At 69.3% G+C, this 16,513-nt stretch carries 14 protein-coding genes and 1 pseudogene; 10 read left to right on the top strand and 5 right to left on the bottom strand.

Features of this window, described 5'->3' with window-relative positions; all coding sequences use genetic code 11:
* The first annotated feature begins 46 nt into the window (after nt 1-46).
* The 7 genes from ACFP2V_RS17760 (at nt 47) to ACFP2V_RS17730 (ending at nt 10,877) form a co-directional block, all read left to right on the top strand.
* Complete coding sequence (locus ACFP2V_RS17760; RefSeq protein WP_381212801.1) at nt 47-1,672, top strand: ABC transporter substrate-binding protein; 1,626 nt, start codon at nt 47-49, stop codon at nt 1,670-1,672.
* A gap of 97 nt (nt 1,673-1,769) precedes the next feature.
* Complete coding sequence (locus ACFP2V_RS17755) at nt 1,770-2,747, top strand: ABC transporter permease (RefSeq protein WP_381212798.1); 978 nt, start codon at nt 1,770-1,772, stop codon at nt 2,745-2,747.
* Between the two features lie 13 nt (nt 2,748-2,760).
* A complete protein-coding gene (locus ACFP2V_RS17750) occupies nt 2,761-3,681 on the top strand; it encodes an ABC transporter permease (RefSeq protein WP_055627281.1) in 921 nt (306 codons plus the stop codon).
* 3 nt (nt 3,682-3,684) lie between these two features.
* A complete protein-coding gene (locus ACFP2V_RS17745) occupies nt 3,685-4,638 on the top strand; it encodes an ABC transporter ATP-binding protein (protein WP_381212795.1) in 954 nt (317 codons plus the stop codon).
* Complete coding sequence (locus ACFP2V_RS17740; protein ID WP_381212792.1) at nt 4,635-5,678, top strand: ABC transporter ATP-binding protein; 1,044 nt, start codon at nt 4,635-4,637, stop codon at nt 5,676-5,678. Before ACFP2V_RS17745 ends, ACFP2V_RS17740 begins: the two co-directional genes overlap by 4 nt.
* Nucleotides 5,675-7,219 carry a glycoside hydrolase family 32 protein gene (locus ACFP2V_RS17735; RefSeq protein ID WP_381212789.1) on the top strand — a complete coding sequence of 515 codons (1,545 nt, stop codon included), beginning with the start codon at nt 5,675-5,677 and terminating at the stop codon, nt 7,217-7,219. Before ACFP2V_RS17740 ends, ACFP2V_RS17735 begins: the two co-directional genes overlap by 4 nt.
* An 85-nt stretch (nt 7,220-7,304) precedes the next feature.
* Nucleotides 7,305-10,877: a GH32 C-terminal domain-containing protein gene (locus ACFP2V_RS17730; RefSeq protein ID WP_381212786.1), complete on the top strand. Its 3,573-nt coding sequence runs from the start codon at nt 7,305-7,307 to the stop codon at nt 10,875-10,877.
* A gap of 732 nt (nt 10,878-11,609) precedes the next feature.
* Here ACFP2V_RS17730 and ACFP2V_RS17725 read toward each other — a convergent pair.
* On the bottom strand, nt 11,610-11,873 hold the full coding sequence (locus ACFP2V_RS17725; protein ID WP_381212783.1) for a hypothetical protein: 264 nt from the start codon (nt 11,871-11,873) through the stop codon (nt 11,610-11,612).
* 267 nt (nt 11,874-12,140) lie between these two features.
* Here ACFP2V_RS17725 and ACFP2V_RS17720 point away from each other — a divergent pair, with 267 nt between their 5' ends.
* Nucleotides 12,141-12,374, top strand: a complete 234-nt coding sequence (locus tag ACFP2V_RS17720) for a type II toxin-antitoxin system VapB family antitoxin (protein ID WP_030606313.1) — start codon at nt 12,141-12,143, stop codon at nt 12,372-12,374.
* Entirely contained in the window at nt 12,371-12,778 is a 408-nt protein-coding gene (locus ACFP2V_RS17715; RefSeq protein ID WP_381212781.1) for a PIN domain nuclease, read from the top strand. The genes ACFP2V_RS17720 and ACFP2V_RS17715 overlap by 4 nt, the downstream gene beginning before the upstream one ends.
* Nucleotides 12,779-12,835: 57 nt before the next feature.
* On the opposite strand, the gene ACFP2V_RS17710 is transcribed toward ACFP2V_RS17715, so the two are convergent.
* From ACFP2V_RS17710 to ACFP2V_RS17700, 3 genes and pseudogenes are all read right to left on the bottom strand, one after another.
* Nucleotides 12,836-13,165: a hypothetical protein gene (locus tag ACFP2V_RS17710; protein WP_381212778.1), complete on the bottom strand. Its 330-nt coding sequence runs from the start codon at nt 13,163-13,165 to the stop codon at nt 12,836-12,838.
* A gap of 581 nt (nt 13,166-13,746) precedes the next feature.
* Nucleotides 13,747-15,363, bottom strand: a complete 1,617-nt coding sequence (locus tag ACFP2V_RS17705) for an MFS transporter (protein WP_381212775.1) — start codon at nt 15,361-15,363, stop codon at nt 13,747-13,749.
* Nucleotides 15,364-15,503: 140 nt separating this feature from the next.
* Nucleotides 15,504-15,644, bottom strand: a pseudogene (locus ACFP2V_RS17700) (DUF2252 family protein); the annotation flags it as partial.
* 133 nt (nt 15,645-15,777) lie between these two features.
* Between ACFP2V_RS17700 and ACFP2V_RS17695 the strand changes: the two are divergent.
* The gene (locus ACFP2V_RS17695; RefSeq protein ID WP_381212772.1) at nt 15,778-16,035 is read left to right on the top strand and encodes a hypothetical protein; all 258 of its coding nucleotides are present in this window, start codon (nt 15,778-15,780) and stop codon (nt 16,033-16,035) included.
* Nucleotides 16,036-16,208: 173 nt separating this feature from the next.
* Here ACFP2V_RS17695 and ACFP2V_RS17690 read toward each other — a convergent pair whose 3' ends face one another.
* Nucleotides 16,209-16,466, bottom strand: a complete 258-nt coding sequence (locus ACFP2V_RS17690; protein WP_381212866.1) for an ion channel — start codon at nt 16,464-16,466, stop codon at nt 16,209-16,211.
* Nucleotides 16,467-16,513: the final 47 nt, after the last annotated feature.

The following is a 16,513-nucleotide window of genomic DNA, read 5'->3' as shown; positions in this document are numbered from 1 at the left end:
CCGCATACCTTCACGGCGGCCCCGAGCCGTCCTGAGAGCGGTCACCGTGACCGCCGCCGCGGCCCTGGTCCTGTCCGCCTGTACGGGTGGCTCGGGCACCTCCGGCGCCGGTGACACCTCCGGCAACCAGCTCCTCACCATCCCGCGCGAGGATCTGGCGACGTTCACGCGCAACTTCAACCCGCTCTCCCCGCAGGCCGCCCCCATGACCCTGCAGGCGGTCTACGAGCCGCTGGCGGTGCACAGCATGGCGGACGCCAAGGACACGCCGTGGCTGGCCACCAAGTGGGAGCAGGCCAAGGACGGCAAGTCCCTCACCTTCACGCTGCGCGAGGGCGTCAAGTGGTCGGACGGCCAGGCGCTCACCGCCGACGACGTCGTCTACACCTTCGAGCTCCAGAAGAAGGTGCTCGGCGGCTTCGACTACCTGGACAAGGTCACCGCGGTCGATGCCCACACGGTGAAGTTCTCCTTCAACAAGGCGTTCTCGACCGCCTTCTACGAGATCAGCGGCCACTACATCCTGCCGAAGCACATCTGGTCCAAGGTGAAGGACCCGGCGAAGTTCACCAACCCGAACCCGGTCGGCACCGGCCCGTACACCAAGATCGAGAAGTTCCAGAGCCAGTCGTACGAGCTGCGCAAGAACCCCGACTACTGGCAGCCGGACAAACAGCGGATCGCCGGTATCCAGATGCTCGCCTTCTCCGGCAACGACAGCGCCAACATCGCCTTCACCAACGGCGAGGTGGACTGGACGCAGTCGTTCATCCCGGACATCGAGAAGTCCTTCGTCGCCAAGGACAAGAAGCACAACCACTACTGGTTCCCGGCCACCGGCGCCATGATCAACTGGCAGCTGAACACCACCAAGGCGCCCTTCGACGACCCGGCGGTGCGCAAGGCCCTCAGCATGGCCGTCGACCGCGACCAGATCACCAAGGTCGCGATGAACGGCTACGCCGAACCCGCCGACTGCACTGGCCTGGCCCGCACGTACGACAAGTGGCGTGACACCTTGCTCGCCGCGTCCTGCACCTGGACGAAGTACGACACCGACGCGGCGGCCAAGGCGCTGGATGCGGCCGGCTACGAGGAGAGCGGCGGCAAGCGGAAGCTGAAGAACGGCAAGGACTTCACGCTCGACATCTCCGTCGGCTCAGCCTCCTCCGACTGGATCTCGGTCGCCAACATCATCAAGCAGAACCTCGCGAAGGTCGGCATCACCGCCACCGTGAAGACGCCCGACTGGTCGGCGGTCTCGGCGTCGTACAACACCGGCACGTTCGACACCGGCATCGTGTGGAGCAACAACGGCGCCACGCCGTACGAGTACTTCCGCGGCGTGATGTCGACCAAGATGGTGCAGCCGGTCGGCAAGCAGGCCACGGAGAACTACCACCGCTTCGGCGACAAGAAGGCCGACAAGCTCATCGACGCCTTCGCCGCCGCCACGGACGAGAGTGCGCAGCGCGAGCAGATGAACGGCCTGCAGGAACTGTACGACAAGGACGCACCCGTCGTCCCGCTGTTCACCGGCCCCGAGTGGGGCGCGTACACGGATGCCCGCTTCACCGGCTGGCCCTCCGAGGAAAACCCGTACGCCACCCTCGGCAACCGCAACGGCAGCACGGTCCTCGTGCTCACGTCGCTGAAGCCCGTCAAGGGCTGACGCCGCCCGCGGACCGGCGGCCGCCCTCCTCCCCGGACGGCCGCCCCCGCGCACCGAGCCACACGTTCACCCCCCCCACCGACAGGGAGCACGACCCGTGCGTCTGATCCTGCGCAACCTGGGGTTCTATCTGCTTGCCTTCTGGGCCTCCATCACCCTGAACTTCGTTCTCCCGCGCTTCATGCCGGGCGACCCGGTCTCCCGGATGTTCGCGCAGGCCCAGGGCACCATGCAGCCCGACCAGATAGCCCAGCTGCGGAAACTCTTCGGCCTCGACGACCGCCCCCTCTGGGAGCAGTACGTCTCCTACGTCAAGAGCGTCTTCACCGGCGACCTCGGCATCTCCATCACCCGCTTCCCCACCCCGGTCTCCGACGTGATCGGCTCACAGATCGGCTGGACCCTGCTCCTCGGCGGCGTCGCGCTCGTCATCGCGGCCGTGCTCGGCAACCTGCTCGGCATCGTCGCCGCCTGGCGGCGCGGCGGCGTCCTCGACTCCGCCTTCCCGCCCCTGCTGATCTTCGTCGGCTCGTTCCCGTACTTCTGGCTGGCCATGGGCGCGCTGTACCTGTTCGGGGTGAGCCTCGGCTGGTTCCCCATGCGGCACGCCTACGACGTCGGCCTGACTCCCGGCTTCAACGGCGAGTTCCTCTCGAACGTCGCCACCCACCTGGTGCTGCCGGCGCTGACCATCGTGCTGGTCTCCATCGGCGGCTGGATGCTCGGCATGCGCAACACCATGATCGCCACGGCGGCCGAGGACTACATCATGATGGCCGAGGCCAAGGGCCTCAGCCCCTCGCGGATCATGTTCCGCTACGCCGCCCGCAACGCACTGCTGCCTTCCGTCACCAACTTCGGCATGGCACTCGGCTTCGTCGTCGGCGGCGCCCTGCTCACCGAGGTCGTGTTCGCCTACCCCGGCATCGGCTACCAGCTGCTGATGGCCGTCCAGGGCCTGGACTACCCGCTGATGCAGGGCATCTTCCTGACGATCACGGCCGCGGTGCTGCTCGCGAACTTCCTCGTCGACCTCGTCTACGTCCGCCTCGACCCGCGCGTCCGCGTCCGCTGAGGAGGTTGCCGACATGACCGCCATCGACATCGCGACGGCCACCACGCCGACCATCCCCGCACGCACGTCCCGCCGCCGCGGACTGCTGCGCCAGCTCATCGACAGCAAGAAGGCGCTGGCCGGGCTGATCCTGCTCGCTCTCTTCGCGCTGCTGGCTCTGCTCGCGCCCGTCCTGGCACCGGGCGACCCGTCGCTCATCAACTCCACGGGCAGCCAGGCACCCTCGGCCGCACACTGGCTGGGTACGACCGCCAAGGGACAGGACGTGCTCGCCCTCACCCTGTGGGGTGCGCGCAGCTCCCTCTTCGTCGGCTTCACCGTGGGCCTTGTGGCGACCGGCGTCGCCATCCTCGTCGGCCTGGCGTCCGCGTACTTCGGCCGTATCGTGGACGACGCGCTGACCCTGGTCACCAACATCTTCCTGCTGCTGCCCGGCCTCCCGCTGCTCATCATCCTGGCCGCGTTCCTGCCGCCCGGGACCTCGACCGTGATCCTGGTGCTCGTCGTCACCGGCTGGGCGGGCTCGGCCCGGGTCCTGCGCGCGCAGGCCAAGTCGATCCGCGGCAAGGACTTCGTGGCCGCCGCCGTCGTCACCGGCGAGCGCCCCCTGCGGATCATGTTCCGCGAGATCCTGCCCAACATGGCGTCCGTGGTGATGACCACGCTGCTGGGCTGCGTGATCTTCGGCATCGGCGCCCAGGCCGGCCTGGAGTTCCTCGGCCTCGGCGACAGCAGCGTCGTCAGCTGGGGCACCAACCTGTACTGGGCCAGCAACGACGGCGCGCTGATGACCGGCACGTGGTGGGCCTTCGTCCCCTCCGGACTGTGCATCGCGCTCGTCGCGTTCGCGCTCGCGCTGGTCAACTACGCGGTCGACGAGATCACCAACCCCAGGCTGCGCAGCCGCCGTGCCCGGCGTGAAAGGAGGGGCTGAGCCATGGAACCCGTACTTGAGGTGAACGGCCTGCGCGTCGAATACCGCGGTGACGGACGCACCGTCGTGGGCGCCGACGACGTCTCCTTCTCCATCGGAGCCGGAGAGATCTTCGGCCTCGCCGGAGAATCCGGCTGCGGCAAGTCGACCATCGCCAACGCGGTGATGCGACTGCTGAAGCCCCCGGCGGAAATCACCGCGGGCAGCATCCGCTTCCAGGGCCGCAACGTCCTCACCCTGGACGCACGCGAGCTGCGCGCCTTCCGGTGGCGGGAGATCGCCATGGTCCTCCAGTCGGCGATGAACTCGCTCAACCCCGTCCTGACCATCGGCGAGCAGATCGTCGACATCTTCACCACCCACGAGAAGCTGAAGAAGCGGGCCGCGCGGGAGCGGGCGGGCGAGCTGCTTCAGATGGTGGGCATCGACCCGGGGCGGCTGAAGGCGTACCCGCACCAGCTCTCCGGCGGCATGCGCCAGCGCGTCGTCATCGCCATGGCAGTCGCACTGCGCCCCCGGCTGCTGATCATGGACGAGCCGACCACCGCGCTCGACGTGGTCGTGCAGCAGGAGATCATGGCGCAGATCCGCGACCTCCAGCGGGAGCTGGGCTTCTCCATCCTCTTCATCACCCACGACATGTCCCTGATGGTCGAGCTGTCGGACCGCATGGGCGTGATGTACGGCGGACGGATCGTCGAACTCGCCGACGCCAAGGACTTGTTCACCAATCCGCTCCACCCCTACACCGAGGCGCTGATGAACGCCTTCCCGCCGCTGACCGGCCCGCGCCAAGAACTCACCGGCCTCTTCGACGCCCCGCGCACCGCTGACAGCTGCGGCTTCCACGTCCGCTGTCCCGAGGACCGCTCGGACTGCTCCATGAACATCCCCGACCTGCGCGAGATCGCCCCCGGCCGGTGGGCGGCCCAGAGTGCCCAGGGAGCCCCGCGATGACCCAGCCCCTGCTGTCCGTACGCGGTCTGACCAAGGACTTCCAGGTCGGCACCGTCTTCTCCCGGCGCCGCGTCCGAGCCGTCAACGACGTCTCCTTCGATCTCCCGGCCGGCCGGATCACCGCCCTGGTCGGCGAGTCCGGCAGCGGCAAGTCCACCATCGCCCGCTGTCTCGCCCGCCTCGAACAGCCCTCCGCCGGACAGGTGCTGCTCGACGGCGAGGACGTCCTGCGCACCGAGCGGCGCCGGGCGTCACGGGCGTACCGCCGCAAGGTCCAGATGGTGTTCCAGGACCCCTTCGGCTCACTCAACCCCGTCCACCGCATCGAGCACTTCCTCACCCGGGCCCTCGTCCTGCACGGCCACTCCGCCACACCAGAGGCGCTGCGCGAGCTGATAAAAACGGTCGGCCTGACCGAGGACATGCTCCAGTCCTACCCGCACGAACTCTCCGGCGGCCAGCGTCAGCGCGTCTCCATCGCCCGCGCGTTGGCGGTGGAACCGCGCCTCATCCTGGCCGACGAACCGACGTCGATGCTGGACGTCTCCGTACGCGTCGGCGTGCTCAACCTGATGCGGCGCCTGCGCGACGAGCGGAACATCGCCATGCTCTACATCACCCACGACCTGGGCTCCGCCCGCTACCTCGCCGACACCACGATGGTCATGTTCGCCGGCGAACTCGTCGAGGGCGGCGACGCACTGGCCGTCATGGACGCCCCCGCCCACCCCTACACCCGCCTGCTGCTGTCCGCCGTACCCGACCCCGAACGGGCCGGCAGCTACGACCCCGTCGAGCGCGCCCGCCTGCGCGAGGCGATCCTCAACCCCACGTCCTGCCCCTACGGCGACGACGGCACGTGCAGCCGCACCGAACCCGTCCGCCACATCGTCGGCGAGAACGACGGACAGCCCCACTGGGTGCGCTGCCACCTGCGCGCACCCGCCTCCGACATCGCCCGCCGCGTCCTCAAGGCCACCGACCGGCCGGACAGCGAGGCCACCGACGACACCGAGAAAGCGGAGACCACCGCCGCATGACCCACGACCTCACCCTCCCCTCCGGCAGTCCCACCGCCGAGGGGCTGGCCGAGCGCTCCCTGCGCGACCCCCACCGCCCCCGCTTCCACTTCACCTCGCCCGGCGGCTGGCTCAACGACCCCAACGGGCTGAGTCACTGGAACGGCGTCTACCACCTCTTCTACCAGTACAACCCGCTCGCCGCCGCCCACCACCGCATCCACTGGGGCCACGCCACCAGTACCGACCTCGTGCACTGGGCCGATGAGCCAGTCGCCCTGGTGCCAGGCTCGGACGGCCCGGACCGCGACGGCTGTTGGTCCGGTGTCCTGGTGGACGACGGGGGGGTGCCCACGCTCGTCTACTCGGGCAGGCACGGCGAGCATGAACTCCCTTGCGTGGCCAGGGGATCGGCGGATCTGACGTACTGGACCAAGGACTCGGCCAACCCGGTCATCACCGCCCCGCCGGAGGGCGTCGACATCACGGCCTTCCGCGACCACTGCGTCTGGCGGGAGGGCTCCGGCGAGAACACGGTGTGGCGTCAGCTGGTGGGCTCGGGAATCCGGGGCGTCGGCGGAACGGCCTTCCTGTACGAATCCGACGACCTGCGCAGCTGGCGCTACGTCGGCCCCCTGCTGACCGGCGACGCCTCGCAGAACCAGGGCGAGCTCGACTGGACCGGCACGATGTGGGAGTGCGTCGACCTCTTCCGGCTCGGCGAGGACGAGGAGGCCGGCAGCACCGACGTTCTGGTCTTCTCCGCCTGGGACGAGGGCACCACCCACCACCCCCTGTACTGGACCGGCCGCTACCAGGGCGACACCTTCACCCCGACCGTCCTCCATCGTCTCGACTACGGCGGCCGCTACTTCTACGCCCCCCAGTCCACCCGCGACGAGCACGGCCGCCGCATCATGTTCGGCTGGCTCCAGGAAGGCCGGACGGACGAGGCGAACGCGCAGGCCGGCTGGTGCGGTGTGATGTCCCTGCCGAGGGTCGTCACGCTCGCCACGGACGGCGGCCTGCACCAGGCCCCGGTACCGGAGCTGACCGAGCTGCGGCGGGAGCGCGTAGAGGTGGCTCCGGGCCGGCTGGCCGACCCGTACACCCCGCTGCCCGCCGTGCGCGGGGACCAGCTGGACATCGAGACGACCCTGCGTCTCGCCCCCGGAGCGACCGTCCGGCTCGTGCTCCGAGAGACACCGGACGGCGCGGAACGCACGGTCGTGGAGGTGAGCCGGTCGCACGACGGAACGGGCGGCACCCTCCGTCTGCACCGCGAGACCAGCAGCCTCGACCCGACGGTCGACACCGAACCCCGGTACGGCGACCTGTCGTTGGGCCCCGAGGGCCGGGTCGACCTGCGCGTCCTCGTCGACCACTCCGCACTGGAGATCTTCGCCAACGGGCGGCCCCTCACCGCCCGCATCTACCCCACCCGCCCGGACGAGGCCGTCGGCGTCGGTATCGGTGCCGACGGCGATGTGGCCCTGGAGCGGTTCGACGCCTGGCAGATGGCGTCGGCCTTGACCGACGGGCCCCGGCCGCTGTGGCCGTGACGGTCTTACACACGACCACGGCCCGCGGGGTGGACGTCCCCCCGGGCCGTGGCCCACCCTCCCCTGTTCTCCCTCAGGAGCCGCCATGAGCGTGTCCCGCCGTACCCTCCTGCTCGCCGGAGGAACCGCCGCCACCCTGCTGCCTCTCGGAGGCATCCTCCCCGCAGCACAGGCCGCCACCCCGAGCACCACCGGAGCGGCCCCCGCCGCCACCCCGATCCCCGACCCCATCCCCGTCACCGGCACCTGGACCCGCACCTCCGACGGCGGCCGGACGGCGACCGCCGACCGCCGCGGGCCCGCCCTCGCCCTGTCCGAGCAGCCACTCGCGGCCAAAGGCACGTACGCGGCCCGCGTCACGCCCCAATCCTCTTCCGCCGTAGGCGCGTTGGTGTTCCGGGCCGCCCTCGACGGCTCGACCGGATACGCGGTCGCCCTCGACCCCGGCCGCTCCCGCATACGGCTCTACGACCTGGCCGGCGGCGACACACTCGCCACCGCTCCACTTCCGGGCGCGCAGGCCGGAAAGCCCTACGACCTCGAAGTGGCGGTCGACGGACCCGAGCTGACGGTGCATGTCGACGGCAAGCGGCTTCTCCACACCGAGGACCACCGCCACGACACCGGCTCGGTGGGCCTGCTCGCCCAGGGCGGCAAGGTCACCTTCGGCCCGCCCTCCCTCTCCTCGGTCACCACCAACCTCACCGGCTGGACCACGAGCGGCGGCACCTGGACGGCGAGTCCGCTGGGCTGGCGCGCGGCCCCAACCCAGGGAGCCACCGCCCGCGCCCTCACCACGACCAAGACGTACGACACCGCGTTCCAGGCCGACCTGCTCCTGCACGACGCTTCCGCCATCGCCGCACTGCTGGTGCGCACCGACGCCAAGGCCACGCGCGGCTACGGCGTCCAAGTCGACGCGGACCAGGACAGGCTGAGGCTCTACCGCATCGACGGCGACGTCACCCTCGGCACCTACGCGACCACCATCAAGGCCGACACGGTCTACCGTCTGCGCGTCGAAGCCGAACACGACGAACTGCGCGTGCACTGGCAGACCAACTTCCTCTCTCCCGACGGCTACAGCCCCGTCATCACCGCCCAGGACTCCACCCACACCAAGGGCCGACTCGCCGTCACGGCATCGGCCGGCGAGGTGTCCTTCGAGGACATCGCCGCGGCCGACCTCGCCACCGGCCTCCAGGGCTGGACGGCCCGCTCCGGCACCTGGACCCCGGACCTGCGCGGCATCCGCGGCGAGAACGGCCTGCGCACGGCCCCCTTCACCGACGGCGACCTGGTGGCGAGGGCCGACATCACACCCGGCGACCGCTCCTCCTCGGCCGGCCTCGTCCTGCGCGCGTCCGCGAACGGCTCCGGCGGCTACGAAGCCCGCCTGGAAGCCGGCCGCAACGCCGTCGCCCTGCTGGACCGCTCCTCCGGCACCCGCCTCGCCTCCGCCTCCGGCCCGGTCCGGCGCATCACGGCCGGAGGCACGTACCGCGTCGAGGCCCGCGCGACGGGCAGAACCATCGAGGTGTACGTGGACGGCGTACGCGCGCTCAAGACCCGCGTGTCCCGCACCAAGGGCGCCGCCTTCGGCACCGCGGCCGCGCACGGGACGTCGTACTTCCAGAACGTCGAGGTGCGCGGCACCGCCGACTACTTCACCGAGCCGTACCGCCCCACGTACCACTACTCCCAGCTCACCGGCTCCACCAGCGACCCCTGCGGCCTGCTGCACCACGACGGCGAGTACCACCTCTTCCACCAGGACGAGGGCCGCTGGGCACACGCGGTCAGCACCGACCTCGTCCACTGGCAGCTCCTGCCGATCGCCCTGCCCTGGAACGCCTACGGCCACTGCTGGACCGGCTGCGCGGTCGTGGACGCCGACGACACCTCCGGTCTCTTCGAGGGCGGCTCGGGCCTGATCGCCTATTACACGAGCTACCACCCGGACAAGCCGGGCGGGAACGCCAGCGTGCGCATCGCGTACAGCAAGGACAAGGGCCGATCGTGGCAGCTGCACGGCGGCTCGAGTCCGGCCGTGCAGAACCCGGGCGGCCCAGACGCCGACTGGACCTTCCGCGACCCGAAGGTCATCCGCGACGAGGCCCACGAACAGTGGCTGATGGTCGTCTCCGGCGGCGACCACATCCGCTTCTTCACTTCCACCGACCTCCTCACCTGGACCCAGGTCAGCTCCTTCGGCTACGGCGACTGGGCCACACCCGGCGTCTGGGAGTGCCCCGACTTCTTCCCGCTCCCCGTCGACGGCGACAAGGACAAGGTGAAGTGGGTCCTCACCCTGAGCACCGGTGCCGTACGCGCCACGAACGGCTCGGCCGCCCAGTACTTCACGGGTGAGTGGAACGGCACCGGTTTCGCTCCCGACCAGAAGGCCGGCACGGTCCTGCGCGCCGACTCCGGCCGTGACTACTACGCCGCCATGTCCTTCTACGGCCTGACCGACGACCGCCGCGTCTGGCTCGGCTGGATGAGCAACTGGGACTACCCCTTCAGCGCCCCGACCGGCGGCTGGAACGGCCAGCTGAGCACCCCCCGCGAACTGACCCTCACGGACACCGCCGACGGCGTACGCCTGGCGCAGCGCCCGGTCCCGGAGCTGGTCACGCTGCGCACGTCCACCACAACCCGCAAGGACCTCGCCGTCGGCCCCACCTCCGCGAACCCGCTCGCGGGAGTCCGGGGCATCGCCTACGAGATCGAGGCCGAGATCACCCTTGGTACTGCCAGGGAGATCGGCTTCCGGCTCCGGACCGACGACGAGCAGCACACGACCGTCGGATACGACGCCGAGGCGCAGGAGCTGTTCGTGGACCGCTCGGCATCGGGCCTGAGCGACTTCACGCAGTACTTCACGGGCCGCACGACCGCGCCGATGAAGACGACCGACGGCCGCGCGACCCTGCGCGTGTACGTCGACTCGTCCTCGGTCGAGGCATTCGGCGCGGACGGACAGGCCGCCGTGACCAGCCTGATCTTCCCCGGCCCGGACGCCGACGGCATGGCTTTCTACGCCAAGGGCGGCACCGCGCACATCGAGTCGCTCAAGGTGCACAGGCTCGGCAGCACCTTCCGCCTGGTGGATCGGGTGAAGCCGCTGGTGGCCGCCCCGAGCGGCGGTGAATTCCGCTCGGACCTCGGCAAGTTGACGATCACCCCCGCCGGCCGCTGGTCGACGGACAGCGCGGGCCGCGCCGGAAGCTTCGACAAGGACTCCAACGCGATCTCGGCCCGCACGGCGACGGACTTGGACCTCACCACTCTGGTCCGGCTCGGCGGCCCCGCCCCGGACACGAGCGGCGCCCTCTCCCTCCTCTGGCGCGCCTCCTCCGACGGCGCCGACGCCTACTGCCTCAACATCGACCCCGACCTACGCGTGATCCGCCTGGTCGCCAAGGCCAACGGCTACTTCGACGACGGCGCCGCCCTCGCCCGCGTCCCGGCACTGGTCCGCCGCGGCACGAGCTACCCCGTCCGCATCCTCACCGAGGGCGACCGCATCCAGGTGTTCCTCAACGGCAAGCGGATCATCGACGTGACGGACACGACGTACACGAGCGGACACATCGGCCTGAACGTGTTCGGAGGGAGGGCGGCGTACCAGGACACCCACGCGAAGGAGCTGTGACCGCCGGCCAAGCCGACAAGCAACCGTGACCGCGGAGGCTCCGCCCCCGAGTATCCGGCGGGTGGAGCCTCCGCGAGCGCGAGGGTCAAAACGCTCAGGCGGAGACGGAGGCGCAAAAGCCCTGGCGGCTTGCGCCTCCTCGTCCGTCACCGACCGGGGCGAGCTACGTCAATCCAGAGCAGGACCAGCTAGGGCGAGACCACGTGGGCTGGGATTCGAACATGGACGACGTGGCCCTGTTCCGCGCCAATCGCGGGTGTTGGGTGCTGGGTGCTGGGTGCTCGGTGAGCGGGCCGACCGGGAGCTTGTCGCGCTGTTGTCGGCGCAGGGCATCGTGCGCCAGGCCCACCCGGCACCCCGGAGTGGAGCCTCTGCGCGTTGGAAGTCCACTGCGCGTGGGTTCGAATCCCGTCTTTCAGCTGGCGCGATCGTCCTTTTCGTCTTCAGCGCGATCCTGTCGGGCCTCATTGAGGCCGAGTTGAGGCCGCAAGGGCAGGAACAGACTGACAAGGGCTGAGAAGCACTCACATGGGTAGCCCCATCTGACCTGCGAAAACGTCAAGGATGAGCGTTGATCGGCAAGGATTGCCAAGATCCCCAAAGGACTCATAATCCGTCGGCCGTGGGTTCGAGTCCCACCCGCCCCACCACACACCACGCCTGGTGAATCGATCTGACCAGCAACTTCGCTGGAGGGTCGAGTGAGTCGAGGGGCCCGGTGGCCCTGGGCGGTCATGTTTTCATGATTCTGAGGCCGAGATTGAGGCCGCCGATTTTCTTCGCATCGGACGGGTCGCATTGTTGCTGGATGTGTGTCGCGCTGTCGTGTGTGCCGCGCACATCGGCTTCGCGCGGTGCGAGGTCCGGTGGCTGTCGAACGTGATCCGCGCACAGTGTTTCGGCGGCGGTCCTCTGCTGGTCGTCGAACGGTCCGGCGGGTGCCGCCGCCTCGTTTCCTGTCCACTCGCCCAGCGGCCTGTGTGCGCTGCCACGCACGACGGTTGGGGTCGGCCTGTTCGTCCATGGCCTCGGTTAAGGCGCTGTGCGTCGCTCGGCGGTCGTTCAGCGATGTTGGAGCGGTAGGAGTCTTCCGCCGTTATCCCCCGGCGGGACTGCGTCGTTTGACGCCTGCTGGGCAACGGCCCGTACAGAGAACTGCCAGACCTCGCCCCACCACCTCCGGCGGGTGACCCTGAGCGGTGGTGCACTCTCATGTTGGTGGTGTACTTTGATGGCATACATCGTGGATATTGGAGGTGCTCGATGTCCGTCACGCAGATTGATCTCGATGACGAGGCACTTGCCGAGGCCATGCGGCTGATGGGTGTCACGACGAAGAAGGAGACGGTCAACGCGGCCCTGCGGGACTACGTGGCACGGATCAAGCGGCTCGATGCTGCCGAGAAGCTGGCCGCGCGCGGTGCGCGGGGCGAGTTTGAGCAGGCCGCGGCGGCACATGACGCAGGCAAGCGTGCGCGACGCGAGGCCTTCGAGTGATCACATACCTGCTCGACACCTCCGCCCTGTGGCACCTGTTCCGCACCCCCGGTGCATTGCTGCCCTGGGAGGGACACATCGCCGCCGGGGTGTTCCACCTCTGCGAGCCGACGCGCACCGAATTTCTCTACTCGGCGACCAGCCCGTCCCACCGGGACGAGCTCGCGGAGGAACTGGATGCACTCTGCCTGCTCTCTCCCGTTCCGAAGAATGCCTGGCGTTGGGTCGACACCGCCCAGTACAAACTGACCCAGCGGGGCCAGCATCGCGCGGCAGGAGCGATCGACCTGTTGGTGTGTGCGGCCGCGGTCCACCACGGGCACACCGTCCTCCATGTGGACAACGACTTCGCGACGGTGGCCGGAGTACTCAAGGAAGTTCAGCAGCGAGACGTACGAGCCTGATCTCCTGGGGACGGTCCATGGTGTCGGTCTGTTGCCTCTCGCTGATCGATGCCCAGGTCACTGTCCCAGAACTGTGAACCTGGTCGGTCCTCTGAGTGCAGCCGTCGCACCGTCCAGATCCGCGAGCCGTGCGGCAAGGGTGGCCTCTGCGAGCCGGGTCAGCAGTGCGGCGCTGAACTTGAGGCCGTTCAGTGCACGTGCATCCACTGCGGGAAGGCACAGGTGATCGGCTGCCTCCGAAATGACCTTCCCCCATTCCGCGGGCGTCACGTCCTCGCGACGTCGGATGCAGGTGTCTGTTGGCCTCTGGAGGGGATCGGTGGTTGTGGTGAGTGTGGCGGCCAGGGTGGCGTTGGCCCGGTAGCCGGCCCAGGTCCACCAGCGCACGTTGGTGTCCCGCCCGCCCCTCACTACCACTGGTCCCGTCGGGGTGGACCAGTTCTGAGCTGCTCTCGCGGGCTTGGGCGAGCGCGGTCCCGGCGCGCGTGGTGAGGGCGACCGGCGGGTTGAGGTTTGCCCCTCTCGTGATCGAGGCAGGGGCCGGTCAGCGTGCTGAGCGCGTCCAGCGCCTTCTGCTCGGTGCGCGTGGGCGTGTCGAGCGCCTCGCCGGCGCACTCCAGCGGCGCGGATGCCGCTCCGCCGTCGGAGACGACCACCGTGCGACCGCTGGGCAGTCGGCCCAACCCCGGCCGTCCGCGCAGCAGGTCGGCCTCGACGGCCAACTCCCCTCCGGGTGGCGGATCACCGGTGAGGGCTCGGGCAAGCAGCCGATCCGGCGCTTTGCCGACCCCGTGCCCATCACTCCCGCCGGTATCGCCTGTTCCAGGGCGCCACCGGTATCCCCTGCGCGCCGTTCCGGGACACCGTCCTGATCCGCGGTCAACGGCTTCGTGATCCGAGCGCTGTGCGCCGCTCCCAGTCCGTCGGAGCGGTGAAGCAAGGACGGCTTGGTTCCAGCCGTCCCGCGGCTATGGCTCCGTCGAACGGGGCTGGGTCTCCGGGATCCGTGAGGTGAAGAACATCGCGAGAAGAGCGGTGAAGGCGAGGATGGCGAGTGCGGCGCGCAGACCATCGATCCTGGCCTCGGTGTTCGCGTCGAGTGCCGCTTGAGTCACCTCCGTGCTCGTGCCCGCTTCGTCGAGGGCGGACTTGAGCTGGGCGTCCGACAAGAAGGGTGCGCCGCCTTGGAGTTCGACAGTCGCCTGGCTCTTGACCTCGGCCGGGATCGCCGGATTCCGGTCCACGCTGGTGAGGAAGGAAGTCGTCAGCACGGCGATCATGAGTGACCCGGCGAGTGCCGTACCGATCGAGGCGCCGAGGTTGGTGACGGCGTTCTGGACGCCGCCGACCTCTGCGCTCTGTGCTTCGGGCACCGCGGACACGGTGACCGACCCGAGCTGGGACGCCAGTGCGCCCATGCCGAGTCCGATCAGCAGGAGGGGGATGGTGACGATCTCCGCGCCGGCGTCCGCGTCGAGCGCGGCCATCAGGACCACCGCGCCCGCGAGCAACGCGAGGATCCCGAGTCGCACCACCCGCCGAGGCGAGACGTCCGGGAAGAAACGGGGGATCAGGACGGCGGCCGCCAGCAGCGCCACGGAGAGCGGCAGGATGCGGGCGCCGGTCGTGAGCGCGGACAGACCCAGGGCGACCGACAGGTAGAGCGGTACGACGAAGAACACGCCCATCTGAACGAGGTACTGGAAGAAGAACATCGTCAGTCCGCCGGTGAGCTGCCTGTTGCGCAGCATGGCCGGGTCGATGAGTGGTTCCCTGCACCGCTCCACCCTGCGGGCTTCCCAGCGGAGGAAGAGCCGGACCAGCAGCAGACCGGCCAGCATCAGCCACACGGCCAGCGAAACCCCGAGCCACGAGGGCGCGTCGGGCTTCGGCTGGAACCAGCCCCATTCGTCCGAGCGGAGTACGCCGTAGACGAAGATCCCGAGCCCGAGCGAGGACAGCACGACACCGACGAGATCGATGCGAGGGCGTTCTCCGACCGGCGCGTCAGCGATGCGGCCGGCGAGCACCAGGATGCCGAGCACCATCACGACCTCACCGGCGAAGATCCACCGCCAGGAGAAGTACGTCGTCGCGACACCCCCGATGAGCGGCCCGACCGCGATCGCCACAGCCCCTGCGGCCGCGACGAGACCGTAGGCGGCCGGACGGCGTTCAGCGGCGAAGTTGCTCGCCACGAGCGCCACGATCGCGGGCAGGATGAGTGCCGCCCCCACGCCCTCGAGAAACGACCAGCCGAGCAGCAGCACGGGCAGGTTCGGTGCGAGCGCCGTGGTGAGGGAGCCGCAGCCGTAGATGAGGCAGCCGATCATGAACGCGCGTTTGCGGCCGATCAGCGCCCCTGTCTTGCCGCCGGGGATCATGAACATCGCCATCACGAGGGTGTAGGCCGTGATGGCGCCCTGGATACCCGTCACCGTCGTGCCCACGTCTTCGGCCACCGTCGCGATCGAGACGTTCATGACCGAGCTGTCGAGCGCCATCAGGAACTGCCCGGCCGCGAGTGTCAGCAGGACGATGCGCGTCGGTGCCGAGCTCTCGGCCGTGTCTGTTCCGGGTGCCATGCGCGAATCGTCCCAGTCGCCCCGGAGGACGGTCCGCGACCCGCTACGGAGGTCAACCGGTTGGTGGGCCGAGGCCGGCGGAGTCACGTCGGGCGGGAGTCGCCCTGGTGCGAGAGGGGCAGTCCCCTACGCCGCGGCAGTGCGAAGCGGACCATCGCCTCGCGGTACGAACGTACCGTGGAGCTCACGATGCGGGCGCGCTCGGCATCGTCGACGCCGTTTGCCCGGCCCGCGATGACGAGACTCGCCGAGAGCCGCTTGACGTCCCACTCCCAGGGCCCGGCACGGCTTGTACGCGGCGTGGCCCGACCGCGGCGAGCGGCGCCGTGCAGGGGCCGCGGTCGCTTCGGCAGCGAGCCACGTGGTGGAAGAGGACGCTGGATCCAGGGGCACCGTGTGATTGAGAGGCATCCCATGACTCGGACCAGCACACACCACAAGACACACACGCCATTCTTCTCCCGCCCTGGTGTCCGCCGCTTCGCACCGTTCGTTCTGATCACCGCGATCGCTCTGGTTTTCATTTTCGAGAACCGCGCGAGCGTCAAGATCCGCCTTCTCATTCCAGAGGTGATCATGCCGCTCTGGGGAGCCCTTCTGATCGCCTGGGGCCTCGGCATGCTTGCCTGCGCCTTCACTCTGCGCCGACGCTCCCACCGGCATACACGGTGACCGAGGTGAGGTGCTGTGCCGACCTGGAGCTGTCCACGTTTTGCCGGGACACCGGGCGGTGGGCGCGGCGCCGTTCTCGCCGCCGGTGGCCGGCCGGTCGCGCCGTCGTCTGCCTTCCTGCACCGCGTTCACCAGAAGCCGGGCCGCCACTCCGGTCAGTAGGCGGTCCACCGTCATCCGCCCCGTGGTGAGCAGCCGGGTCTCTTCGCCCGCGGGGTAATGTTTCCGAACCCGACCGTGCTGAAGACGGTCATGGCGAAATGCGGCGCGTCGGTCCGTGACAGCGATTCGCTGGAGCTGTTCGACGCGCTGCGCCCCCTCAGCCAGGATTCCGTCACTGGAGGTATGCGGCCGGAGGCTCGTCGGGAGCTGCGCCTGCAGGACACGGTCCACCTGCGGCCCGAGGCCGAGTTGCCTCGCCGGCGATCCATGGGTGTGACCGGGATGACATCCAGAGCCACGCGCGACGTGGTGAGAA

Source organism: Streptomyces incanus, from assembly GCF_042656345.1.
GTDB lineage: Bacteria > Actinomycetota > Actinomycetes > Streptomycetales > Streptomycetaceae > Streptomyces > Streptomyces incanus.
This window is presented reverse-complemented; position numbering and strand designations above follow the sequence as displayed.